General features: G+C 53.1%; 25 protein-coding genes. 4 read left to right on the top strand and 21 right to left on the bottom strand.

Going from position 1 to position 23061, the window contains the following annotated elements; all coding sequences use genetic code 11:
- Positions 1 to 87: 87 nt before the first annotated feature.
- From DFR42_RS10825 to phnG, 7 genes are read right to left on the bottom strand one after another with little or no spacing between them, the layout of a single operon-like run.
- On the bottom strand, positions 88 to 1233 hold the full coding sequence (locus tag DFR42_RS10825) for an alpha-D-ribose 1-methylphosphonate 5-triphosphate diphosphatase (protein ID WP_110254946.1): 1146 nt from the start codon (positions 1231 to 1233) through the stop codon (positions 88 to 90).
- Entirely contained in the window at positions 1230 to 1949 is a 720-nt protein-coding gene (gene phnL / locus DFR42_RS10820) for a phosphonate C-P lyase system protein PhnL (protein ID WP_110254945.1), read from the bottom strand. Before phnL ends, DFR42_RS10825 begins: the two co-directional genes overlap by 4 nt.
- A gap of 7 nt (positions 1950 to 1956) precedes the next feature.
- Entirely contained in the window at positions 1957 to 2751 is a 795-nt protein-coding gene (gene phnK, locus DFR42_RS10815) for a phosphonate C-P lyase system protein PhnK (protein ID WP_110254944.1), read from the bottom strand.
- Entirely contained in the window at positions 2748 to 3659 is a 912-nt protein-coding gene (locus DFR42_RS10810; protein ID WP_425450875.1) for an alpha-D-ribose 1-methylphosphonate 5-phosphate C-P-lyase PhnJ, read from the bottom strand. Before DFR42_RS10810 ends, phnK begins: the two co-directional genes overlap by 4 nt.
- The gene (locus DFR42_RS10805) at positions 3659 to 4822 is read right to left on the bottom strand and encodes a carbon-phosphorus lyase complex subunit (protein WP_110254943.1); all 1164 of its coding nucleotides are present in this window, start codon (positions 4820 to 4822) and stop codon (positions 3659 to 3661) included. Before DFR42_RS10805 ends, DFR42_RS10810 begins: the two co-directional genes overlap by 1 nt.
- Positions 4813 to 5460 (bottom strand): phosphonate C-P lyase system protein PhnH, encoded by a 648-nt coding sequence (gene phnH, locus DFR42_RS10800; RefSeq protein WP_110254942.1) that lies wholly within the window; start codon positions 5458 to 5460, stop codon positions 4813 to 4815. The genes DFR42_RS10805 and phnH overlap by 10 nt, the downstream gene beginning before the upstream one ends.
- On the bottom strand, positions 5457 to 5924 hold the full coding sequence (gene phnG / locus DFR42_RS10795) for a phosphonate C-P lyase system protein PhnG (protein ID WP_110254941.1): 468 nt from the start codon (positions 5922 to 5924) through the stop codon (positions 5457 to 5459). The genes phnH and phnG overlap by 4 nt, the downstream gene beginning before the upstream one ends.
- Positions 5925 to 6042: 118 nt before the next feature.
- Between phnG and DFR42_RS10790 the strand changes: the two genes are divergently transcribed.
- The gene (locus DFR42_RS10790; RefSeq protein WP_110254940.1) at positions 6043 to 7251 is read left to right on the top strand and encodes an alpha-D-ribose 1-methylphosphonate 5-triphosphate diphosphatase; all 1209 of its coding nucleotides are present in this window, start codon (positions 6043 to 6045) and stop codon (positions 7249 to 7251) included.
- Complete coding sequence (gene phnN, locus DFR42_RS10785) at positions 7251 to 8516, top strand: phosphonate metabolism protein/1,5-bisphosphokinase (PRPP-forming) PhnN (RefSeq protein ID WP_110254939.1); 1266 nt, start codon at positions 7251 to 7253, stop codon at positions 8514 to 8516. Before DFR42_RS10790 ends, phnN begins: the two co-directional genes overlap by 1 nt.
- 55 nt (positions 8517 to 8571) lie before the next feature.
- On the opposite strand, the gene DFR42_RS10780 is transcribed toward phnN, so the two are convergent.
- The 7 genes from DFR42_RS10780 to DFR42_RS10750 all read right to left on the bottom strand — a co-directional run bounded on the left by DFR42_RS10780 (position 8572) and on the right by DFR42_RS10750 (position 14283).
- Entirely contained in the window at positions 8572 to 9150 is a 579-nt protein-coding gene (locus tag DFR42_RS10780; protein ID WP_110254938.1) for an HD domain-containing protein, read from the bottom strand.
- Position 9151: 1 nt separating this feature from the next.
- Positions 9152 to 9961 carry a phosphonate ABC transporter, permease protein PhnE gene (gene phnE, locus DFR42_RS10775; protein ID WP_110254937.1) on the bottom strand — a complete coding sequence of 270 codons (810 nt, stop codon included), beginning with the start codon at positions 9959 to 9961 and terminating at the stop codon, positions 9152 to 9154.
- Positions 9962 to 9965: 4 nt separating this feature from the next.
- Complete coding sequence (gene phnD, locus DFR42_RS10770) at positions 9966 to 10946, bottom strand: phosphonate ABC transporter substrate-binding protein (RefSeq protein ID WP_110254936.1); 981 nt, start codon at positions 10944 to 10946, stop codon at positions 9966 to 9968.
- A 27-nt stretch (positions 10947 to 10973) separates the two neighbouring features.
- A complete protein-coding gene (gene phnC, locus DFR42_RS10765) occupies positions 10974 to 11819 on the bottom strand; it encodes a phosphonate ABC transporter ATP-binding protein (RefSeq protein WP_110254935.1) in 846 nt (281 codons plus the stop codon).
- Positions 11820 to 12007: 188 nt separating this feature from the next.
- The gene (locus tag DFR42_RS10760) at positions 12008 to 12424 is read right to left on the bottom strand and encodes a DoxX family protein (RefSeq protein WP_110254934.1); all 417 of its coding nucleotides are present in this window, start codon (positions 12422 to 12424) and stop codon (positions 12008 to 12010) included.
- Between the two features lie 303 nt (positions 12425 to 12727).
- Entirely contained in the window at positions 12728 to 13630 is a 903-nt protein-coding gene (locus DFR42_RS10755) for a pirin family protein (RefSeq protein WP_110254933.1), read from the bottom strand.
- A gap of 50 nt (positions 13631 to 13680) precedes the next feature.
- Complete coding sequence (locus tag DFR42_RS10750; RefSeq protein WP_110254932.1) at positions 13681 to 14283, bottom strand: FMN-dependent NADH-azoreductase; 603 nt, start codon at positions 14281 to 14283, stop codon at positions 13681 to 13683.
- A gap of 120 nt (positions 14284 to 14403) precedes the next feature.
- Here DFR42_RS10750 and DFR42_RS10745 point away from each other — a divergent pair, with 120 nt between their 5' ends.
- Positions 14404 to 15366 (top strand): LysR family transcriptional regulator, encoded by a 963-nt coding sequence (locus DFR42_RS10745; protein ID WP_110254931.1) that lies wholly within the window; start codon positions 14404 to 14406, stop codon positions 15364 to 15366.
- Between the two features lie 21 nt (positions 15367 to 15387).
- Here the strand turns inward: DFR42_RS10745 and DFR42_RS10740 are convergent, their stop codons facing one another.
- Positions 15388 to 16035, bottom strand: a complete 648-nt coding sequence (locus tag DFR42_RS10740) for a DUF4272 domain-containing protein (protein ID WP_110254930.1) — start codon at positions 16033 to 16035, stop codon at positions 15388 to 15390.
- Between the two features lie 153 nt (positions 16036 to 16188).
- Between DFR42_RS10740 and DFR42_RS10735 the strand changes: the two genes are divergently transcribed.
- Positions 16189 to 16758 carry a GNAT family N-acetyltransferase gene (locus DFR42_RS10735; RefSeq protein ID WP_170133482.1) on the top strand — a complete coding sequence of 190 codons (570 nt, stop codon included), beginning with the start codon at positions 16189 to 16191 and terminating at the stop codon, positions 16756 to 16758.
- Between the two features lie 483 nt (positions 16759 to 17241).
- Here DFR42_RS10735 and DFR42_RS10730 read toward each other — a convergent pair whose 3' ends face one another.
- The 6 genes from DFR42_RS10730 to DFR42_RS10705 form a co-directional block, all read right to left on the bottom strand.
- Positions 17242 to 18306 carry a branched-chain amino acid ABC transporter permease gene (locus tag DFR42_RS10730; RefSeq protein ID WP_110255029.1) on the bottom strand — a complete coding sequence of 355 codons (1065 nt, stop codon included), beginning with the start codon at positions 18304 to 18306 and terminating at the stop codon, positions 17242 to 17244.
- Positions 18307 to 18318: 12 nt separating this feature from the next.
- On the bottom strand, positions 18319 to 19350 hold the full coding sequence (locus DFR42_RS10725; RefSeq protein ID WP_110254928.1) for a branched-chain amino acid ABC transporter permease: 1032 nt from the start codon (positions 19348 to 19350) through the stop codon (positions 18319 to 18321).
- 16 nt (positions 19351 to 19366) lie between these two features.
- Positions 19367 to 20092: an ABC transporter ATP-binding protein gene (locus tag DFR42_RS10720; RefSeq protein ID WP_110254927.1), complete on the bottom strand. Its 726-nt coding sequence runs from the start codon at positions 20090 to 20092 to the stop codon at positions 19367 to 19369.
- The gene (locus DFR42_RS10715; RefSeq protein WP_110255028.1) at positions 20085 to 20867 is read right to left on the bottom strand and encodes an ABC transporter ATP-binding protein; all 783 of its coding nucleotides are present in this window, start codon (positions 20865 to 20867) and stop codon (positions 20085 to 20087) included. The genes DFR42_RS10720 and DFR42_RS10715 overlap by 8 nt, the downstream gene beginning before the upstream one ends.
- A gap of 17 nt (positions 20868 to 20884) precedes the next feature.
- Entirely contained in the window at positions 20885 to 22084 is a 1200-nt protein-coding gene (locus DFR42_RS10710) for a substrate-binding domain-containing protein (RefSeq protein ID WP_110254926.1), read from the bottom strand.
- 100 nt (positions 22085 to 22184) lie between these two features.
- Positions 22185 to 23057 carry an alpha/beta fold hydrolase gene (locus DFR42_RS10705; protein WP_110254925.1) on the bottom strand — a complete coding sequence of 291 codons (873 nt, stop codon included), beginning with the start codon at positions 23055 to 23057 and terminating at the stop codon, positions 22185 to 22187.
- Positions 23058 to 23061: the final 4 nt, after the last annotated feature.

The following is a 23061-nucleotide window of genomic DNA, read 5'->3' as shown; positions in this document are numbered from 1 at the left end:
TATCTTGTAGGAGCGGCTTCAGCCGCGAATGATCGATACGGCAGGGTCTTCGCGGCTGAAGCCGCTCCTACAAAAACCAAGGCTAGCTCAAGCTATTCTGTTACCAGCTTTCCATACTCCCATGACCACAGGGATACCACTGACCACGCGCACGCGCATATAGTCAGCCCGTAATCCCACGGCAATCTCACCTCTGTCATGCAGACCTATCATGTGCGCCGGATTACGCGTCACGGTCGCCACTGCCTTGGGCAAGTTAAAGCCTTCATTTTGCAACAGGAAAGCCGCATGCAAAAGGCTGGCAGGTACATAGTCTGACGACAGCACATCCAGCAAATCCAGTCTGGCCAGTTCTGCTGCAGAGACATTGCCGGAATGTGAACCACCGCGCACCATATTCGGTGCACCCATGATGATGCCCAGGCCCTGTTCACGGGCAGCCCTGGCAGCAGCAACGGTGGTGGGGAATTCAGATATTGTCACTCCATCATCGACACCCTCAGCCACATGTTCTACTGTCGTATCATCATGCGTAGCCAGTGGGACTGGCACATCCAGTTCACGGCAACTGGCGACAATGGCGCGGCGGTTGGAGGCGGCATAGGCAACTTGCCTGAGCAGCAAACGCTCCAGCATGGAATCGACTTTTTCTTCACTCCAGCCGCGCTTGCCGGATACATAGACACGGTAATGCGTCAGGTCTGTCCACTGTCTTTGGCCGGGCGTATGGTCCATCAGCGAAACCAGCTTCAGGCGCTCGTCATGCAGATAAGGGGCGAACATGTCCAGCAAGCCTTCTTCTGCCAGTTCCAGGCGCATGTGCAGGAAGTGATCTGCCCGCAAGATGCCTGAGTCTGCGGCCATGCGCAAACCTTGGGTGCATGATTCGAGGCTGTCATTGCGCAGGCTGTCAGAATCGATATCACCGACCGAAATTGCATCAAGCACAGTCGTGATGCCGGACGCAGCGATCTGGGCATCATGCGCCAAAATAGCAGGTAACGTAGGCCAGACTACCTTGGGGCGTGGCATCAAGTGTTTTTCCAGATTGTCGGTATGCAGTTCTACCATGCCGGGCAAAAGATAATCACCCTGCCAGTCATCTGTACCTGTGACACTGGAAGCACGCGTGGCTTCTGTCAAATCAGCTATCCTGCCCTGCTCTACCAGCATGGAGCCGCTGATGACTTCATCGGCCAAAACAATTTGTGCGTTTTCGATTCTGTTCATCATGCTGCCACCAAAGAGACTGCTGCGGGGATGGAAAAAATTCTGGTCGCCAGCGCCTGGCGCACCACTTCATCATGGAAGATGCCAACGACAGCAGCACCGCGCTCACGCGCAGCATTGATCATGTCGATGACGGTGGCGCGATTGGCTTCATCCAGTGAGGCAGTGGGCTCATCAAGCAAGAGTATGGGGTAATCGCAAATCATGGTGCGGGCAATATTCACGCGCTGTTGTTCACCGCCAGAAAAAGTCGCAGGCGGAATTTGCCACAGGCGCTTGGGTATGCGCAGGCGTGACAATAATTCTTCTGCCTGTTCATAAGCTGCCTGCTTTTCCACGCCGCGCATGAGCAAGGGTTCTGCTACCAGGTCCAGTGTACTGATACGTGGTATCACACGCAGGAACTGGGTCACGAAACCCAGGGTGCTATGCCTGACTGCCAGCACCTGCTGTGCAGGTGCAGATTGCACATCGACCCAGCCGCCGTCATCTGCATCACTCTTGTGCCAGATATTTACGCTGCCACTGCTGGCACGGTAATTGGCATAAAGGCAGCGCAGCAGGGTACTCTTGCCTGCACCTGAGGGTGCATGGATGACAACGCATTCACCAGCATCCACCTGCATGTCTATTTTGGAGAGTATGGACATTTCCTGTCCACCTTGCAGATGCAGGGTAAAGTCTTTGGACAAGCCTTCAACAACGATACGTTTCAACATGTGTTCCTCAAGCCTGCAAGACAGATGACACCAGCAACTGGGTATAGGGATGTTGCGGATCATCAAGTACCTGATCAGTCAAACCCTCTTCGACTACCTGCCCCTGACGCATGACCATGAGGCGGTGAGCCAGCAAACGCGCCACCGCCAGGTCGTGGGTGACGATGACGGCGGCTACCTGTAATTGCGAAACCAGTTGACGCAATAAGTCCAGCAGACGGGCCTGGACGGAAACGTCGAGGCTGGCGGTAGGCTCATCCATGAAAATCAGGCGCGGTTTGGTCACCAGGTTACGGGCAATCTGCAAACGCTGTTGCATGCCACCAGAGAAATCGCGCGGCAAATCATCAATACGCGCCGCATCAATTTCCACCCTGTGCAACCAGTCCTGCGCCTCGGCACGTATCTGGCCATAATGACGGGCACCAACGGCCATGAGGCGTTCGCCGACATTGGCACCGGCAGAGACTTCTACCCGCAAGCCATCCCTGGCACTCTGGTGGACAAAGCCCCAGTCCGTGCGTGCCAGCAAACGGCGGCGTGCCTCGCTGATGGTGAACAACTCGACCATGCCTTCATCCCGGGTATTGAACAGGACTTCGCCCTGCTCTGGCTGTAGCTGACCTGCCAGGCAATTCAATAAAGTAGATTTACCAGAGCCGGATTCGCCGACTATACCCAGCACCTCACCTGGATACAGGCTCAGGTTGACTTGTTCGCACGCCGTCTTGCCACCATAAAACTTGCTGACATTGCGTGCCTGTAGCAAAGGCAAAGTATTGTTGACATTGTTATTGCTCATACCTGCTCTTCCCTGCGAGTGCGGCAATAATCAGTATCGCTGCAAACAAACATGCGTGAACCCTGGTCATCGACGATGACTTCATCGAGGAAGCTGTCGTTCGCATCGCACATGGCACAGCGGTGATCCCAGTGTTCTATTTCGAAAGGATAGTCTTCAAAATCCAGGCTCTTCACTGGTGTATACGGTGGCACGGCATAGATGCGTTTTTCACGTCCGGCACCAAATAATTGCAGGGCGGGATTTTTATCCATCTTGGGGTTATCAAACTTGGGTATCGGTGAAGGGCGCATCAGATAGCGCTCATTGACGATGACGGGATAATCATAAGCAGTTTCTATCTTGCCCAGCCTGGCGATATCTTCATACAGCTTGACGCTCATGAGGCCATAATCGGCCATCGCATGGTATTTGCGTGTTTCTGTTTCGCTGGGTTCCAGCCAGCGCAGGGGTTCAGGGATAGGCACCTGATACACCATGATCTGCCCTTCAGCCAAGGGGGTTTCCGGGATGCGGTGGCGGGTTTGTATGACGGTCGCTGCAATGGTTTTTTCCGTTGTTGCCACACCGGTGGTGCGACGGAAGAAGCGACGTATATTGACTGCATTGGTGGTATCGTCAGATCCCTGATCAATGACTTTGAGGACATCATCCTGGCCTATGATGGCGGCAGTGACTTGTATGCCACCTGTACCCCAGCCATAAGGCAGGGGCATTTCGCGCCCACCGAATGGCACCTGGTAACCGGGTATGGCAACTGCTTTCAAAATGGCACGCCTGATCATGCGCTTGGTTTGCTCATCGAGATAGGCAAAATTATAGCCAGCTTCAGGCTCAGTCCTGGCAGGCGCGGCTTGCGCAGTGGTCTCTTGATATTCCTGAGTTTCCATGGTGTCCATCTCCATCATCATGCTGCCTTCTTGCCTGATTTTTCAGCGGCTGCTTCATCTGCTTGTTCATCTGCTGTTTCCAGCTTGCCAGCTTCAGCAGCCTTGGCATCAATGCTTGCACGTATGCCACGCAAGAGGCTGAGTTCAGCCTGGAAATCCACATAGTGAGGCAGCTTGAGATGCTGCAAAAAGCCAGATGCTTCTACATTGTCGGCATGGTAGAGCACGAATTCTTCCATCTGAGCTGGTGCAGTGATTTCTTCTTTCAACTCACTGGCACGCAAGGCGCGATCCACGACACCCATGGCCATGGTCTTGCGCTCGCAATGACCAAAACCCAGGCCATAGCCACGGGTAAATTTCGGTGCTTCATTTTGTGAGCCGACGAATTGGTTCACCATCTGGCATTCAGTGATATCGATCTCGCCTATGTCTATGGCAAAACCAAGTTCTTCAGGCACGACTTGCACACTGACCCTGCCATAACGTATCTCACCAGCAAAGGGATGGTTGCGGGCATAACCGCGCTGAGTGGAATAGGCCAATGCCAGCAAGAAACCTTCATCACCACGGGCCAGGCTTTGCAGACGCAGGGCGCGGCTGGCAGGGAATTGCAGAGGTTCACGTGTCAGGTCAAAAGGCTCGGGATCATCTTCAGGTATCAGTTCAGGCTCGATCAAGCCTTCTGCATTCAAAAAGTCGAGTACGCGCGGGCAAGCTTCTGCTTCTGTATTACCATGGGCAACTGGTTCAGTATCGCCACTACTCATGGCTTCTGCCGCCAGTGAAAAATCCAGCAGGCGCTGAGTATAATCATAAGTCGCCCCCAATACCTGGCCACCCGGTACATCCTTGAAGGTCGCCGAGATGCGTCTTTGTATCAGCATATTGGCGGTATCTACCGGCACGGTTGCCATCAGGCGCGGCAAGGTGGTGCGGTAGGCGCGCAGCAGGAAGATAGCTTCTATCAAATCACCACTGGCTTGCTTGATGGCGAGTGCCGCCAGGTCTTTGTCATACAGCGAAGCTTCACCCATGACGCGGGCCACGGCCAGCGACATTTGCTCGCGTATCTGGGCGATGCTGAGTTCTGGTACGGTAGTATCACCACGGCGCATTTTTGCCAGCGCGTCATAGGACTGGGCAATGGCTTTCTCGCCACCTTTGACGGCTACGTACATGGCAACTCCTCAGACTGCACTTCTGCTATCTTGCTGGTGCGCGGTAAGCCGAGTACTGCGTCGCCACTGCAAAAAATCACATCCACACCTTGCGGGAAAGCGGTATGATTGACTTGCCACTTGCTGACAAAATCCGCAGGCAAGCCACTGATGTATATGCTGCGCTTGTCCTTGATGCCAGGGCCTGTAAGTTGATATTCAGTGCCACTAGAAAAATCATCGACTTGTATCAGCAAAGTGGAAGACTTGTCAGGGTAAGTCATGCTGCCCTGAGCAAAGCCCTGCAAATCCAGTTGCTGCAATGAGCTACTCAGTACCGCAAAATTTGCAGAGGATTTTTCACTCACCAGCGGCAGGCCGCAATGGAAACGCAGATATGTGCGCACGGCATCATTATCGAATTCATCTGCCAACCAGGCTGTGGTTTCATAATCCATCAGTGCCAGGCAGGCGGCGGCTGTAGCCATATGCAAGGGTGCAGGTGCCTGCAGGTTTACCCTGATGCGCTGGATAGTGCCAGGTTCGGACAAGGCTTTCAGCAAACTACGAAAGACAGTCTGCGCATCATGTACCGTATCTTCCCACGCGGGCAAAAGTTGCTGCATGGATGCGGCTGTATTATCCGGTGAATATGTCATGCATCTTCTCCTCTGACCATGGTCATGAATTCCACCCTGGTGGCTTGCGCTTCAGCCTGTAATTGTTCACGCTTCTGTTGCAACAACAACTCCAATGGCCTGATGATATTTTCTTCGACCACTGACCTGTGCTCACCTTGCATCAGCGCATCAAAAATCGCTGCCCATTCTGCATGACGCTCGTCGCGGCCAGCTACATAGGCCACGCCAGTTTCACCCGTAGCCAGGCGCAAGGCACAGCGTGTCACGGACATTTCACCGAGGTTGAACTGGCTGCCACTGCCACCGGTTCTGGCACGCACCATCGCAAGACCTGTCTCGGGTTTTCTTAACCATAAATAGGAAGGCAGTTCACCGAACTGGCGCACACTGACAGCCAGTTCTGATGCAGGCGCTTTCGCCAGTATGGACATCCAGCGGACACGCTCTTGCTGGGCAGAGTTGGGGGTGTGATCAGCATTCATAGCCTCACATTACAACAGGCGAAAATGAAGTCTTGATGACATGTACTGTAGAATTTTTTTGTCAATTTCCAGTCACATTTCAGGTTTATGATTTGTCATCGCGACCAAGGGGATCAGGATGGAAACGCATATCGCAATACAGGGTGGCAAGTATCTGCAACAAGACCAGAACGGTCATCCTGGCTGGTCTGAAGAGAGCCTGTATCTGCATGGCCTGCACATCGCCAGCGCAGGCGGCAATCACTTCCAGCACAATGGCAAGCAACAGTTTTTTGATGCTACAGGTTTGCTGATACTGCCTGGCCTGGTTGATATCCATGGTGACGCCTTTGAGCGCCAGTTGCAACCGCGCCCGGCCACCAGTTTTGCCTACGATATCGCCTTCGCCGATACCGACAGGCAACTGATCAGCAATGGCATTACTACAGCCTGTCATGGCCTGACTTTTTCATGGGAAGGTGGCTTGCGCGGACGTGAAGCAGCACTGGCAACACTGGAGCAGGTAGCGGCACAAAAATCCCGTGTACATGCCGATCACCTGATACATTTGCGTTTTGAGAACCACCATCTCGATGGCTTGCATGATGCACTGAACTGGATAGAATCTGGTCTGATTGCCTTCTTTGCCTTCAACGAACACCTGCCCTCCATCCTGAAGAAAAGTGCATCGCCAGAAAAGCTGGTCGCCTACGCTGAACGTGCACGTTGCGATGTTGCCGGTTTTCTGGAACGTCTGCATAAGGCGCAATCCCGCTCACCCAAAGTAGCACAGGCGATCAGCCAGCTGGCTGCAGCGTGCCGCCAGCGCGGTATCGCCATGGCATCGCATGATGATGAAACCCGTATGGACAGGGAACGCTTCCAGGAACTGGGCGTCGATGTCAGTGAATTCCCCAAGACGGAAGAAGCCTTGCAGGCAGCCAAGGCATTAGGTAACCATGTCGTCATGGGTGCGCCAAATGTCTTGCTCGGTGGCAGCCACTGTGGCGGTTTGTCAGCCAGCGATGCAGTGCGCCGTGGTCTGTGTGACACGCTGGCATCTGATTATTATTACCCCGCCTTATTGCATGCACCTTTCCGTCTGGAGCAGGAAGATATTTGCAGTCTGGCACAGGCCTGGCAACTGGTGTCGCTGAATCCTGCCCGTGTACTGGGCTTGCATGACAGGGGCAATATCGCTGCTGGCCAGCGTGCCGACATTCTCATGATAGAGAAGCAAGCTGATGGCAGCCCGCGCCTCATTGCCACCATCGCCGCTGGCAAGCTGGTATTTTGCGCCGAGCCGCAACGCCTGCAATATCAGCAAAGCCTGGAACTGGCAGCCTGATGCGCTATGCCCTCTACTTTTCCCCAGTACCGGACAGCCCATGGTGGCAGGCCGGTGCCAGCTGGCTGGGGCGCGACCCCATGCACACAGGAAAAATACCGCAAACCCATATTACTGGCGTGCCAGATATCCTGCTCAGCCAGCTCACCAGCGAAGCCCGTCGTTATGGTTTTCATGCAACGCTGAAAGCCCCGTTCAACTTGCTTGAAGGTTTTCAGGAAGCAGACCTGATACAGATGGCCAGCGCCTTTGCCCAGGTGCAGCCTGTCATCAGCATCAGGGAAATGCAGGTGCGCATGATGGGTAACTTCCTGGCACTGCGCCCGCAGGGTGATGAAGCCGAAATCAATGCCCTGGCCATGCGCTGCGTCAGTTATTTTGATTTATTGCGCCGCGCGCCTGATGCAACTTATCTGGCCAAGCGCCGTCATGCTGGCCTCAGTGCCAGGCAGGAAGCGCTATTACAGCAATGGGGTTACCCATACACAGAAGAAGAATATCGCTTCCACCTGACACTCAGCGACGATTTGCTGGACGTGGATGCCGATGCGCAGTATGCCTTGCGCAAGGCAGCAGAACAGCAATTCTCGCGCTTGCTGGACAATACACCACTCAATATAGATGCGCTGACGATATTCCGTGAAGAGCGTCCCGGTGTGCCTTTTAACTTCTGGATGCGTTTCCCTTTCCAGGCCAGAGTGCAACAAAAATCCCTGCCCGCTACTGGCCGCCTGTATTTCGTCGTCGGTCCTTCAGGCGCTGGCAAGGATACCCTGCTGCATTGGGTCAAAGAAAACCTGCCCGCCAATGCGGCACTGGAGTTTGCGCAACGGGCCATCACCCGCCCCGCCCATGACAGTGAAGCGCATGAAGTCCTGAACCAGGAAGCTTACTGGCAAGCTGCCGCTGCCGGCCACTTTTGCATGCAGTGGCAAGCCAATGGCCTGTGTTATGGCATACGCAGGAATATCGAGGCCAAGCTCAAATGTGGCCAGGATGTCATCGTCAATGGCTCGCGTGAATACCTGCCACAACTACGCCAGTTATTCCCCGATGCGCGCATCATCTGGATCATGGCTGACCCGGAGCAAATCAGGCAGCGCATGGAAAAACGCCAGCGTGAGTCTGGTGCAGCACTGTTGAATCGTCTTGACCGGGGTATGAAATTTACCGTGCCTGAGGACCAGGATATTATCTGCATAGACAATAGCGGGCCTATACACATTGCCGGGCAAAAACTGTTAAAGATATTTGCTAAAGATTAGAAGAATGCTGTTGTTACAGCATCATGTGCAGCCAAGATGGGTGCACATATTTGCTTTACACGGTTACTGCCTGGGCAAATTCCAGACTCAGTTTTTCCATCATCACGACAAAGACTTGCAAGTCCACAGTCTTTGCGCCAACCACTTTTGCCGCGTCATCCCACTGACGCAATCTGACTGCATCTTCAGCGTAATCCTGATCTATGAATTCAGTCGCTTGCGTCACTGAAAACGGGCCACCCTGCCAGATCAGGCTGCGTTGTGATGCATGGGACAAGCCTGACCAGTACAATGGGTCTGCCGCACACAGATAGCGTTTGGCATCGACATGCATGCGTATGGGTTCAGTCACATCCCGGTCAAACAACTCCGCCAACAAGAGTGCCGCCAACTCGCCATGCGGGAAGGTCTCATCCGTTTCATCGTCAGCCATATGCGCCAGGTCATGCAAGAGTGCAGCGATGACCAGGGCATCGCTTGCGCCTTCTTCCATGGCCAGGCTGGCGCATTGCAGGGCATGCTCCAGTTGGGTGATGGCTTCGCCGCCATACAGACCGCCAGCACGGTTTTGCAACCAGTCTATAACTTGCGGGAGCTTGATCCCTTGAACAACTTGACGTTTTTGTGTTTGCATATCAGATAAAAACTTTTCTGAGACGGGAAGAAATCACATCTATCATGCTGACTGTCAGCACGATCATCAATAAAACGGCACAGGTTTGCGCATACTGGAAGGCACGTATGACTTCCCACAGGATCACTCCTATGCCACCGGCACCGACCATGCCAACGACAGTGGCAGAACGCACATTTGATTCAAAGCGGTACAGGGCGAACGATACCCACAGCGGCATGACTTGCGGCAGGACACCGTAGACTATTTCTTCCAGCGCATGCGCGCCAGTGGCACGTATACCTTCTACCGGTTGCGGGTCTATCGCCTCCACCGCTTCAGAAAACAGCTTGGACAAGATACCGGTCGTATGTACAAACAGGGCCAGCACACCGGCAAAAGGGCCAAGGCCAACTGCTACTACAAACAGCATGGCAAACACCATCTCATTGATGGCGCGTGCAGCATCCATCAATCGACGCACAGGCTGGCTGACCCAGGCGGGTGCGATATTCGACGAGCTCAGCAAGCCCAGGGGAATGGAGCAGACTACCGCCAGGGCAGTGCCCCAGGCAGCGATCTGTAAAGTCACCAACAGCTCTTGCAAGTAGATGCGCCACTCATGAAAATCTGGCGGAAAAAAACTGGCAGCATAAGTCAGCATATTGCCACTGTCGCGCAGCAATTCCAGGGGGCGCATATCTGCCCCCTTCCATGACATGGCAAGGATGGCGAGGACTATGCCCCAGACCAATAATTTGCCGGTATCACGCTTGGGTGCTTCCGGCAAATTCAGGACGACTTGCGGGCGGGCTGTTGGTGTAGTGTTCATGCTATCAAGACTTGGCGATATCGTTCAGTTTGCGGTTGATGTCGTCCAGCTTGATTTTCTTTTCATCGGCATTCAGGGCCACGTCTGCTTCTATCTTGACTTTTTCCTTGAACAATTCCAGTTGGCGTATTGGTTTCAACTGTGCATTGGTAGAATCCTGGAAGCCACTCAAGGTCAGCTTGTTCAGCTGTGCTTTTTCACGTGCCACGTCCGGGCCAGTCTTGCCATAGCTGATAAAGAAATCCTTGATCTTGGTTTTGACATCAGCTGGCAAGTCTTTACGCCATACCAGGGGATCAGAAGCGATCAGGGGTGATTTCCATACCTGACGCAACTGGCTGGCGGTTTCTGGCTGACGTGCCTTGACGCGGTCAAGCACATCAGAGCTATGCACGGCTGCATCAACCTGTTTGTTGGCAACGGCCAGGATATTGGTTTCATGGTTGGCACCACGCACAGTCTTGAACGCCGTTTTCGGGTTCACATTGTTTTGTGCGAACACATAGTAGCTAGGCACCAGGAAGCCGGAAGTGGAATTAGGGTCACCTATGCCGAAATTGAGGTTCTTGGCATTTTTCAAGACATCTTCTACAGTCTGGTAAGGACTGTCTTTGTGTACACTGATCATGCTGTAGTAACCAAGGGTATTATCTGCATTGACAATCTGTGCAAACACTTCAGAGTTGGCGCGGTCTACAGCTTCAATTGCTGATTTATTTCCCACCCAGGCAAACTGCACTTTATTGAAGCGCATGCCTTCAATCACACCTGCGTAGTCAGGCGCGAAAAAGGCAGTGATCTTGATGCCCAGTTTTTTGCTCATGTCATCCAGCACTGGCTGCCAGTCCTGTTTCAGGTTTTGTGAAGACTCGGTAGAGATGATGCCAAAGTTTAAAGTCTTGACTGCATCTTCTGCCATGACAGCAGTGGCAGTTGCGGCCATCACCAGGCCCAGGGTCAGACTGCGCGCGAATTGACGAAACATGGAAATACTCCTGAAGGGTAAAAAGACTCAGGCGGCAGCCGCGAGAGTGGGTAAAGAGAGGGTGTCGGCAGCAGGTGTGGCATTTGCCGTATTGACTGGCGCGGGATTGAGCAATTCTTCTGCCTCTGCACCATACAGGTCGCGCAACATGGCGACTGTCAGTTCGCTGGAAGGGCCGTCATAGACGACACGCCCACGCGAGAGTGCAACAGTGCGCGGGCAAAAACGAAAAGCTACGTCGACCTGGTGCAGGGATACCACTACCGTCGTACCATCCTGACGATTCAAATCAGCCAGGGTCTGCATGACGCGGCGGGCAGATTCAGGATCCAGCGAGGCTATCGGTTCATCAGCCAGGATGACCTTGGCTTGTTGCACGATGGTGCGAGCAATTGCCGCGCGCTGTTGCTGGCCGCCAGATAAAGCGGATGCACGTTTATAAGCATGTTCAGCAATACCCACACGTGCCAGTGCAGCCAGGCCCAGGGCTTTTTCTTCCTGGGTAAAAATACGGAAACAACTACGCCACAGCGGGATGCGGGCGATACCACCAGTGAGTACATTGGTCAGTACAGGCAAACGTCCGACCAGGTTGAATTGCTGGAAGACAAAACCAATTTGCGAACGCAGGTGACGTATCTGTTTGCCAACCACGCCATTCGCCTGCAAGACTTGCTCGCCAAGGCGGATATCATTCTTGTCTGCATTGGCCGTGATCAGGCCAGAGATATGGCGCAATAAAGTTGACTTGCCAGAACCGGATGCACCGATGAGCGCAACCATTTCACCTGGCTTGAAAGTCAGCTCTATATTATCCAGCGCCTGATAGCCACCTTTAAAGGTTTTGGAAATACCATTGATTTCTATCTTCATCGCATTTACCCCGGCTGGACAATTGAGCTAATCCACGGGAGTATTGGACAAAAATATGTCAGGCGTATGAAGGCAAGATTACAGGACGATGAAACGACGACATTCCCACACAAAAAAATAACGGATTTGCCGTCAGACAAATCCGCTGTTTTCATCTATTGTAGCCGGGCAAGATATTCCTGATCAGGCTAAGCTTTGCGGCCATCCAGACTCCAGCCACCACTGCCATGTATCAGGACATACAGCAAGCCACCTGCCATGGAGATATTTTTCATGAAATGTATCATCTGGTTTTGCGCTGCATCTGCTGGCACACCCCAGAAATTATGGAAGATGAAAGCTGCTGCCAATGTGAAAAGGATCATTGCTGCCGCGGCCCAGCGTGCACGCCAGCCAACGATGACCATGAGGCCACCACCCAGTTCAACCACGATGGCGGCAATTGCGCCCAGCGCTGGCAAAGGCAGGCCCTTGCTGGCGATATAACCTACGGTTTGTTCAAACCCGGATATCTTGCTGGCACCGGATGCCACGAAGATCAGGGCGATCAGGACGCGGGCGATGAAAGAGCCGAAGACGGGTCCTATGGTTTCTGTTTGTTTCATTTTGTTTTCCTTACATGTAGATTTTGATTATCTGTAGTGAGAGCCTGGCTTCGTAGGTTGGGCTACGCTTCATCAGCCCAACACTCGGCGTTTAAATGACGTACACGTTTGCAGAGGCCCAGTGTTGGGCTGATAAGACGTAGCCCAACCTACAACTGATTTTTTGTTCTCGAAAACCAAATGCTTCGTGAGTGCTGAATGAGCGTAGCGAGCGGCGCTAGTTTGACGAAGTTGAAACTCGGACGCGCAGTCGTACCTTAGTACGACGAGCATCGCAGGCTCAAAATCGCGCCGCGCAGTAGCTCAATCAGTGCTCACCAACTTGCCTTCGCGAAAATCACTTATCGCTTTAAAAATTTCCGCCTGACTATTCATCACAAACGGCCCATACTGAACTATCGTTTCACCCAAAGGCTGACCGGCAATCAACAACAAGCGGCTATCCACCTTGGCATCAATCGCCACCCCATCTGCATCCGCTGATTTTTTCAATATCGCCATGCGTTGCACAGGCACTTCACGTTCGCCTATCTGTACTTCACCTTCATAGACGTACACAAAGGCATTGAAACTGGCAGGCAGGCTGTGGCTGAAACTGCTACCGGCTGGCATATGTATATCCAGATACAAGGGCTGGGTCACTTCACGCTGCACGGCACCTGCCACGCCATGGCTGCTACCGGCGATGATGCGCACTTTGACACCGGTTGTTGTCAGCAATTCAGGGATGGTGTCGCTCTGTATATCGCGGTACCAGGGCGCGATCATCTTGTCTTTTGCTGGCAGGTTCAGCCATAACTGGAAGCCTGCCATGCGGCCTTCTTCCTGCTCAGGCATTTCGGAGTGAATCACGCCACGACCTGCTGTCATCCATTGCACACCGCCGTTTTGCAACAAGCCTTCATTACCGGCACTGTCACGGTGGCGCATACGTCCAGCCAGCATATAGGTGATGGTTTCAAAACCACGATGCGGATGGCTGGGGAAACCGGCGATGTAGTCGCCTGCCTCATCACTGCCGAACGCATCCAGCATGAGGAAGGGGTCCAGCCGGTATTGCAGTGGCTGCGTCAATACCCGTGTCAGCTTGACACCGGCACCATCTGAAGTAGGTTGCCCGGCGACCAGTTGTTCCACCGTGCGCGATTTGCTCACGCTTTCAGCCTGTTGAACTGTGTTGCTTGCAACTACATCTGTCGTTTCCATGATCCGTCGTCCTCGTAATTGGCCCGTTAATGTTGTCGGTTAGTTGTCGATTAAGCAGGCAGTAAATCATTAATTTGCTGGTGTGCTGAAGCCAGAGATGCTTTTTCTGCATCCGGGCCCATGGCCAGACCTTCTGCGTAGACAAACTCTACATCGGTCATGCCCAGGAAGCCAAAGAAGGTTTTCAGGTAAGGCATTTGCGTGTCGTTTGGCGTATTGCGATACAGGCCGCCACGTGTCAGTACCACATACACTTTCTTGCCAGTCAACAGGCCTTCAGGGCCATTGGCGGTATAGCGGAAAGTCACCTGGGCGCGGGAAATCGCATCTATCCAGTTTTTCAATTGGGCCGAGATACCAAAGTTGTACATCGGTGCGCCGAGTACGACTACATCTGCGGACTGGATTTCTGCAATCAGGGCATCATCCAGGGCAACACGTGCTTGCTGTTCTGTCGTGCGCTGGTCTGCCGGGGTGAACAGGGCTTGCAGTGCTGTTTCATCAAGTATGGGGTGAGGATTGCTACCCAGATCACGTACATTCACGGTGGCACCGGAAGATGTTTCCAGTAAAGCCTCAACCAGGCTATTTGCCAGTTGAGTGGAATGAGAAGCTTGGGCACGGGCGCTGGAGTTGATTTGCAGGATGTTCATTTTGTGTTCCTTTCAGATAAAGTTTGATGGACGTACTTTAATCGTTCCAAAAACAATCCGGAAGGCGTTAAAATGGATATCATTGTTCCAAAAATAGGAAAATAGTATGGAGGCAGGATCATGACCCTCGAAGCCAATGACCTTTTGCTATTTGCCCGCGTGGTTGAAGAAGGCAGCTTCAGCAAGGCGGCAGAGAAGCTGGGCGTACCCAAATCGACCTTGTCACGCCGTATATCTGCCCTTGAAGCCCAGCTAGGCGAACGCCTGATCTTGCGCACTACCCGCAAGCTGACGGTGACTGACCTGGGTCAGAATGTCTTGCTGCATGCCCAACATGTGCAGGAAGAAGTGAATGCCACGCTGGCCCTGACCCAGCACAGGCAGGTGGAACCGAATGGCAAGCTGAAAGTATCCATGCCTGGCGATTTTGGTAATCATCAGATGGGTGAGTTGTTATCTGATTTTATCAGCAAATACCCTGCGGTGAACCTGGAACTGGATCTGTCACCGCGCCGGGTGGATTTGATCGGTGAGAATTTTGATGTGGCCATACGCGTTGGCGACTTGCCGGACGATGCCTCACTCGCGGCCCGTGGGCTGGTACGTTTCAGTGTGGGTTTGTACGCGTCACCTGCCTACCTGAAACTGCATGGTGCGCCAGCAGAGCCAGAAGCCTTGATGGAACACGACTGCCTGCGACTGAATACCCGCAATGGCGAAGCCTCGGTCTGGCGCATGGAAAAAGATGGCGCAGTCTGGGAAGGCATACCCCCTGGCCGGGCCAGTGCCAACTCACCGGAATTGCTGACGCGCCTGGCAGTACGCGGCAAAGGCATCACCATGCTGGCGGACCACTTTGCCGGTCAGCATGTGCACAAGGGTGAACTGGTACCCTTGCTGGAAGACTGGAAACTACCTGAAGTCACTGTCTGGGCAGTATTCCCGGGACGCCGTCTGATGCCAGCCAGAACACGGGTTTTTCTCGACGCCCTGCAGGCTGAATTCTCAGGCCCGCGCTGCCAGAAGATGCTGGAAGAAGTCAATGATTGCAAGACTGGACGTATAAGTATCAAGTCTTTCTGACTATTTTTTCACTGAGCTGATTCAAGTTTCGGTACTGACCTTGTCCCAGTCATTTTCTTCTTCATACTGACACAGCCAGTTGGCTGCCTGATGCCATTCGCGCACCGCATCTGCATTCAGATTACCCGGTGCATCGCGGCCAGTAATATGCGCATGACGAACTGCCCAGTGCAGACGGTACAATAGATCCGACCAGTCCAGCACTTGCCCTTTGCGACGCGGCTTCAGGGCTGCCTGCAAACGCTCGGGTGCTTCCATTGCATGCGGAAATAATTTCAGGATTTGCTTGAGGTTAGCTGCTTGTGTAGGAACCGCCAGCTTGTCGGTTAAACCCGCAGCCCAGGCGAGGAAATACAGTGCTTCCTGCCTTTGCAGAAATTGTGTACGCAATTCTTCAGTGATGTCATCAGCAAACAAAAATGCCTGCTCCTGCGCTGACAAACAGGCCTTCAGACCATGCGTCTCCAGATACGAGCGATAGTGTGCAACATCACCACCAGCAGCTACTGCAGTCACCACCCACAAGACCAGCATGCGCTGCATCAATTCCACAGGCGTGCGCAGTTCCACTTCTTCATCAGACTCAATCACATGCAATTGCACATTGATGCGGATACCACGTTTATGCAATTCCAGTTCGGAAGCTTCTTTGCGTTGCTCTGGGCTCATTATTTCTTCAATATTGTTAATCAATTCACTCGCTGATAGCGAGCAGACGGATTATCCCAGATTTTGCTCAGTTAAGGAGTTGCAGAACAGCGCAACCCCATGCTTCTACAAGCATTAGAATGTCTGATTGTTACCTGTTATTGCAAAGCTTATATGTCTGAAACCAAACCCTTCCCTGTGCTTGAGACCGCAAACTATCAACTACGCCGCATCGTCGCTGCCGATATGCCCGCCGTTTTTCGTGGTTTATCCGACCCGCGCGTCACTGAATATTATGGCATCAGCTATGACACCCTGGCATCAAGCCAGGAGCAAATGGACTGGTATGAACAGGTGTGGCTGGACGGCACAGGCCTGTGGTGGGGCATTTGCAGCAAAGAGAAACCTGAACAATTGATAGGCACTTGCGGCCTGCATGAATGGGAACAGGAACACCATTGTGCCGAAACCGGCTTCTGGCTTTCGCCCGACCACTGGGGCAAGGCTGTGATACCTGAATGCATGAATGTCATCATTAATCACTGCTTTAAACACCTCGGCCTGCACCGCTTGCAAGCCATGGTTGAGCCAGAAAACATAGCAAGCTGGCGTTTGATAGAAAAACTGGGTTTCCAGCTCGAAGGTGTCTTGCGTGAGTGCGAATACAAGCATGGACGCTATATTGATCTTAAATGCTATTCCTTGCTGGACAGGGAGTTTGGTTCGAAACAGGATAGCCGCTGATTTGCAAGGACGGCAGGCCAGGCTTTGTATGGGGAGTACGCAGATGGCCTGCCGCTTGCAAAAAGCTAAGGGATAAAATTACGTAGAGCGGTGGTGTTGCTGTTGGGTTTGACGTTGCTGTTGGGTTTGACGTTGCTTTTGACTTTTCGCAGTTCCCATGTGTAGACGCCGTTTGTGCTGTACAGAAAATGGATTAAGAAAGACCGCTGTTTGAGCGAAGCGAGTTTCGGGCCTTCCCATTTTTTGTACTGCACAAACGGGAACCCCCTTCAGGGGGCGGCTACGCCTGGGTCGCCTTTCTTTGATTCCTTTCTTTGGCGAAGCAAAGAAAGGGATTCGGCCGCCGGGCCGAGACCCGGCCTGGTTCTACGAAGGGCAATCGTTTGAATCAAAGTACGGCAATGCAACGAACGCCACTAGGCTCCAGCCTGCGCTGGAGCGACAGCATATTGATTACCGCTTATCGACATACCACGCGATTAATCAATCCCTCTTCCCACTACCTCTCAATTTCCCCACTATCCCCACCGGAAAAAAATAAATCGACACCACAAACAATACCCCCAACCACAACATCCACCGATCCGGATGCAAGGCACTCGCCAGCAACGGCACATCCGCCAGAGACGACGATGCCACAGCCATCAAACTCTTCAGATAATTCTGCGCCAGTATGAACAAGGTCGCCCCCACCACTGCCCCATACATGGTCCCCATACCACCTATCACGACGATCAATAAAATGTCTGTCATGACTTCAAAACTCAGCATGGTCTTGGGCCCGACATAACGCAGCCACAAGGCCATCAAGGCGCCCGCCATTGCTGCAACCAGCGCAGCAATGCAATTCGCCAGGATGCGGTAATACACGGTGCGGTAACCCAGGGCCTCGGCACGAAAATCATTTTCGCGTATCGCCTGCAAGACACGGCCAAAAGGCGAATTGACGACGCGCAGCAAGAACAGGAATAACAGGGCGCAGCTTATGAATACAATGTAATAGGTAATCACCTTGCCATCGACAACGCGGCCAAATATCTCGGCTTCAAACAAGCGATAAGCAGGTGACAGCAAAGCAGGCACGCTGAAAGTCTTGCCGTCTTCGCCACCCGTAAAATCTGATAATTGCGATGCCAGCACAGCAAAGGATGAAGCCACCGCCAGCGTGATCATGGCATAGAAAATTGCCCTTACACGCAAGGCAAACAGGCCGACGATCAGGGCCAGTACCAGCGTCACCAATAATGCTGCCAGCATGCCCACAGCAGCCAGTCCCCACGATGGCGTGCCACTGGCGAGTGCCAGACCTATACCATAGGCACCTATGCCAAAAAACATGGTGTGGGCAAATGAGACTATGCCGGTATAACCGAGTAACAGGTCATACGATGCTACCAGAACGATGTAAACACAAATGGTGGCAGCGGTGTTCAAAGGCCGTGCGCCGCTGGTGATGAAGGGGGCAAAAGCCAGCCCAAAAAATATCGCCACCAGGATCAGCCCCAGCCAGCGGTTACGCGGAAAATCATCCGACAGGATTTGTTTCATTGCATTCATGTCTTAACGCCTTACCACAGTGTACAAGCCCGTCGGGCGCCACAGCAGCACGGCGATCATCAGCAGGATATTCGACACCAGCGCCAGTTTTGGCACCAGGAAACCGGCGTAATTGGCGACCAGCGCCATCAGCAGGGCACCGATAAAACAGCCACCTACCGAACCCAGGCCACCGATGATGATGACGATAAACACCATGACCATGATGTCACCGCCCATGGCTGCAGTCAGGCTCTCTTTGTATAAGCCCCACATGACACCGCCAAGGCCAGCCAGGGCCGAACCGGCAGCAAACACCAGCACGAACAGTCTGCGTATGCGATAACCGAGTGCTTCCACCATCTCGCCATTTTCTACCCCGGCACGTATCAGCAAACCCAGCTTGCTGCGGTTCAGCACCAGGAACATCGCGATGAATACCAGTAAGCCAACCACGACGGCGATCAGACGGTATTTTTCTATGGCGGCATCACCGAGCAGGATGGAACCGCGCAAGCTGGTCGGCAGCGGCAGCGGGATTTGCTCTGCACCCCAGATGACATTGATCATTTGTTCGGCAACGATCATGCCGCCCATGGTGATGAGGATTTGCTTCAGATGCTGGCCATATACAGGCATGATGATGACACGCTCGAAAGCCCAGCCCAGTAAGCCGGTTGCCAGCATCGCCAGCAGGATAGCCAGGCCCAGTGCTGCCAGGTTCATGAGCAATGAATCCGCCTCCATCCAGCCATGCATGGGTAATAACACCAGCGTGGCGACAAAGGCACCAACGGACACAAAAGCACCGTGTCCAAAATTCAATACATCCATCAAGCCAAAGATCAGGGTCAGGCCACTGGCCATGATAAAGATCATCATGCCCATGGCCAGGCCAGCGACGGTCAGGGTGATCCAGGTTGGAAAGCTGCCGACCAGCGGCAGCATCAGCAAGGCCAGGGCTGGCACGAGTATCAGCGGCCAGATATCGCGTGGCGCTGTCGGCAGGCTGGCGACTTCTGGCTTGGCGGTATTATCCAGAACAGTATCTGTCATTATTCTTCCTCTTGCTTTATTGATGCGCTGCCAGTGACAGGCCCAGCAAATGCTGTTGCAGGTCATTGTCTTCGGCCAGTGCCTGCATGCCACCGGTATGGACGACACGGCCATCATCCATGACGGCCACCGTATCGCCCAGCTTGCGCACGAAATTGAAATTCTGCTCGACCAGCAAGATGGTGGTGTCGCTGGCTTTCAATTCATTGAAGGCAGCCATGAGGCTAAGGATGATGGCAGGTGCCAGACCCTTGGTCGGTTCATCCACCAATATTAATTTGCGCGGTTCGACGATGGCGCGGGCAATCGCAACCATTTGCTTTTGGCCACCGGACAAATTACCTGCCGGGTAGTTCCAGAATTTTTTCAATGCCGGAAAAAAGCCGCATATCCATTCAACGCGGCTATTATCAAGCGGGCCATTGCGTGCAGCCAGCAGCAGGTTTTCCTTGACTGTCAGGTCTGAGAATATCGCCATGCTTTCTGGTACATAGGCAATGCCCAGTTGGGCGATATCTGGCGTTGCCATGGCAGTGATATCGCGGCCATCGAAATGTATCTTGCCCTTGCTGGCTTTCCACAGGCCCATGATGGTACGCAGGGTCGTGGTCTTGCCTGCACCATTGCGGCCAAGCAAAACCGAGAGGCCACCGCGTGGCACCTGCATGTCCACACCTTGCAGGATATGGTATTCACCGATATGGGTGTGTACACCAGCCAATGTCAGTATGGTGTCAGACATGTTGCTCTTCCCTGGTTTCCGGGGCAACGCCCAGATAAGCTTCCTGCACGATGGCTGATGCCATGACGCTGACCGGTTCACCATCAGCCACCAGCGCACCATTATGCAAGACGATGATGCGATCAGCCAGTGAACGCACGACATCCATCTTGTGCTCAACCAGCAAGATGGTTTTCTTGCGCTCTGCCTTGACCTGATGAATCAGGTCCAGCACTACCGGCACTTCATCGACACTCATGCCTGCCGTGGGTTCATCGAACATCATGATTTCTGGTTCCAGTGCCAGCAGGATCGCAACTTCCAATTTACGCTTGTCACCATGTGACAATGCAGATACCTTGTCTGACCTACGGTCTGCCAGCGCAACCTTATCGAGATAATGTTCTGCCCGCTTTAACAGGCTGGCATGGGATGACCATAGAGAAAAAATATTCAAACCCAGGCCTGCCCTGCTCTGTACTGCCAGCCTGACATTTTCCATGACGGACAAATTCGGAAAGAGATTGGTCAACTGAAATGCCCGGCCTATGCCCCTGCGCGTACGTTCAGCCGCACCCTTGGCTGTAATATCCACACCAAACAAATGCACGCTACCCGCACTGGCAGGCAGTTGCCCAGATATCAAGTTGAAGTAAGTAGTTTTACCTGCACCATTAGGGCCAACGATGACAGTCAGGGTACCGGGATAAAAGTCTGCCGTAACCTGGTTGACGGCCACATGGCCGCCAAACCTGATACTCAGCTCGCGGGTACATAGCGAGGGTGCAGCACTCATAGCTTCGCCTGCCATCATCAGCGCTTGTTCTTGAGTGGAACTGGCAAATCACTGGCCGGTATTTCCCTGACCAGTTCCAGCAAATCCCATTCATTTTTTTGATCTTTCTTGATCTTGAAATGGTACATGGATTGCATGGCCTGGTGATCTTCCTTGCGGAAATTCATCTTGCCTTTAGGCGTATCAAACTCCATGCCTTCCATGGCCGTGATGAGCTTTTCAGTATCTGTGGATTTAGCTTTGCTGATGGCTGTGTAGACGGCACTGGCAGCAGCGAAGCCGCCGGCAGTAAAGAAGTCAGGCGGTGCCTTGTAGCGTTTATTATGCTCAGCCACAAACCAGTCATTTATCTTGTTTTTTGGGAAATCGTAGTAGTAATAAATAGCGCCCTGAGTACCTGCATAGGTTTTCCAGTTTTTCATGATGGGCAGGATATTGCCGCCAGGTGCCAGGGTAATGCCAAAACGTTCTGGCTTCATGTCAGCCAGCTTGTTCATGGGACTGGCACCAGACCAGATGATTTGCAATATGCGCGGCTCTGGCTTGTCTTTGAGCACATCAAAAATGCGTTGCGCAGCAGCTGTAAAGTCGGTGGTGTTTTGCGCTGCATATTCCTCATGAACTACCTTGGCCTTGGCACCAACCGTGCCCAGTGCATCCTTGGCGGCCTTGACCCCGTCACGGCCAAAAGCGTAATCCTGCGCCAGGAAAGCAATACTGCCGCCAGCCTTGATGGTGCTGGCACCAGCCAGGCCATCCTGGGTAGAATTGCGACTGGTGCGGAAGATGTAGCGGTTCCATTTTTCGCCAGTAATCGCATCTGCCACTGCGGGCTCAACGATGAGTACTTTTTTATATTCTTCTGCCACGGGCAGCATGGCAACCGCTGAGCCGGAAGAAGTGGTACCAACTGCGATATCTGCCTTGTCATCACCAAAGGCTTCTGCCAGCATGGTGCGGCCAAGATCTGGCTTTCCCTGATCGTCCTTGACGATGACCTTGACCTTGCGGCCATTGATTTCCATCTTGCCGCCAGTCAGGTATTCCAGGCCCATCATGAAGCCGGTTTCGGTTTCCTTGGCGTAGGCTTCGAGTGCGCCGGTCTTGCCTGCAATGAGGGCGATTTTCAGATCCTGTGCGAAGCTGCTGGCAGAGCTGAATGCGCCTGTCATTGCCAGGGCCAGACAGACGAGTTTAAAATTTTTTCTTGCTTGCATTTTGTCTCCTGCTAATTTTACGTTGTGGAACTGCATGCATTTTGTCAGCGGCATTTCCCATGCTCTTTTTGACTGTGTGCATAAGCATACTGCAATTCGCTTAATCTACTGTGGCTAAAAATTCCCTGATGGCTTTTTGTGCCTGCGCTTCCATCAGCATGGGTGCATGGCCTACGCCATTTACCTCTGCATATTGCATATTGGGTGCCAGGTCTTGCATATAGGCGAGCTGTTCAGGCTCAACCAGGTCTGACAGATCACCACGTATCAGCAATGTGGGCCGGTTTCTGGCGAGACGGCGAAAGGCAAAATTGGCGACCCAGGATTTGCTTTTCAATTGGCCGGTTTGCAATGGGCGGGCAATGTTAGGATCATATTGCAGCGCCAGTTTGCCATTGATGGTTTCACCAAAAGCCCGCCTGGCCCACTTGGCCCATTCTTCCATGCTGTTTTGCGGGAAGGCAGACAGGTTGACCTGGCGTATGTAGAGCGTGGCCTCTTCCCAGTCATTCACTTCTACAGCCTTGCCAGCAAAGCCAGCGATCCTGCCCAATCCCTTGGGTGACAAAGCCGGGCCTACATCATTGAGGACAGCAGCCGCAATCAGATTCAATTTGCGTGCTGCCACTGTCATGGTGATGAGGCCACCCATGGAAGTGCCTATGAATACCGCCCGGCCTATACCCAGGTCACGGGCCAGCTTGATGACATCATTGGCATAAGTGACGGTGTTGTAATGCTCGGGGTCAGCGTCATGCTGGGAACGTCCGCGCCCCCGGACATCGACCGCAATCACGCGCCTGCCCTGTTCTGCTATCCACGGTGCCAGCTCTTCAAAGTCGCCAGAATTGCGGGTCAGGCCGTGGATGCAGATGACTGCACATTTGGCCTGCCCACCTTGCGATGGATAATCCCGCGCATACAATTGCAGGCCATCTGTACTGGTAAAGCTGATGTCAGTGAAAGTAGTCACGCAT

The organism is Undibacterium pigrum (assembly GCF_003201815.1).
Lineage (GTDB): Bacteria > Pseudomonadota > Gammaproteobacteria > Burkholderiales > Burkholderiaceae_D > Undibacterium > Undibacterium pigrum.
The sequence above is the reverse complement of the archived record's forward strand: the minus strand, read 5'-3'. Positions and strand labels throughout refer to the sequence as shown.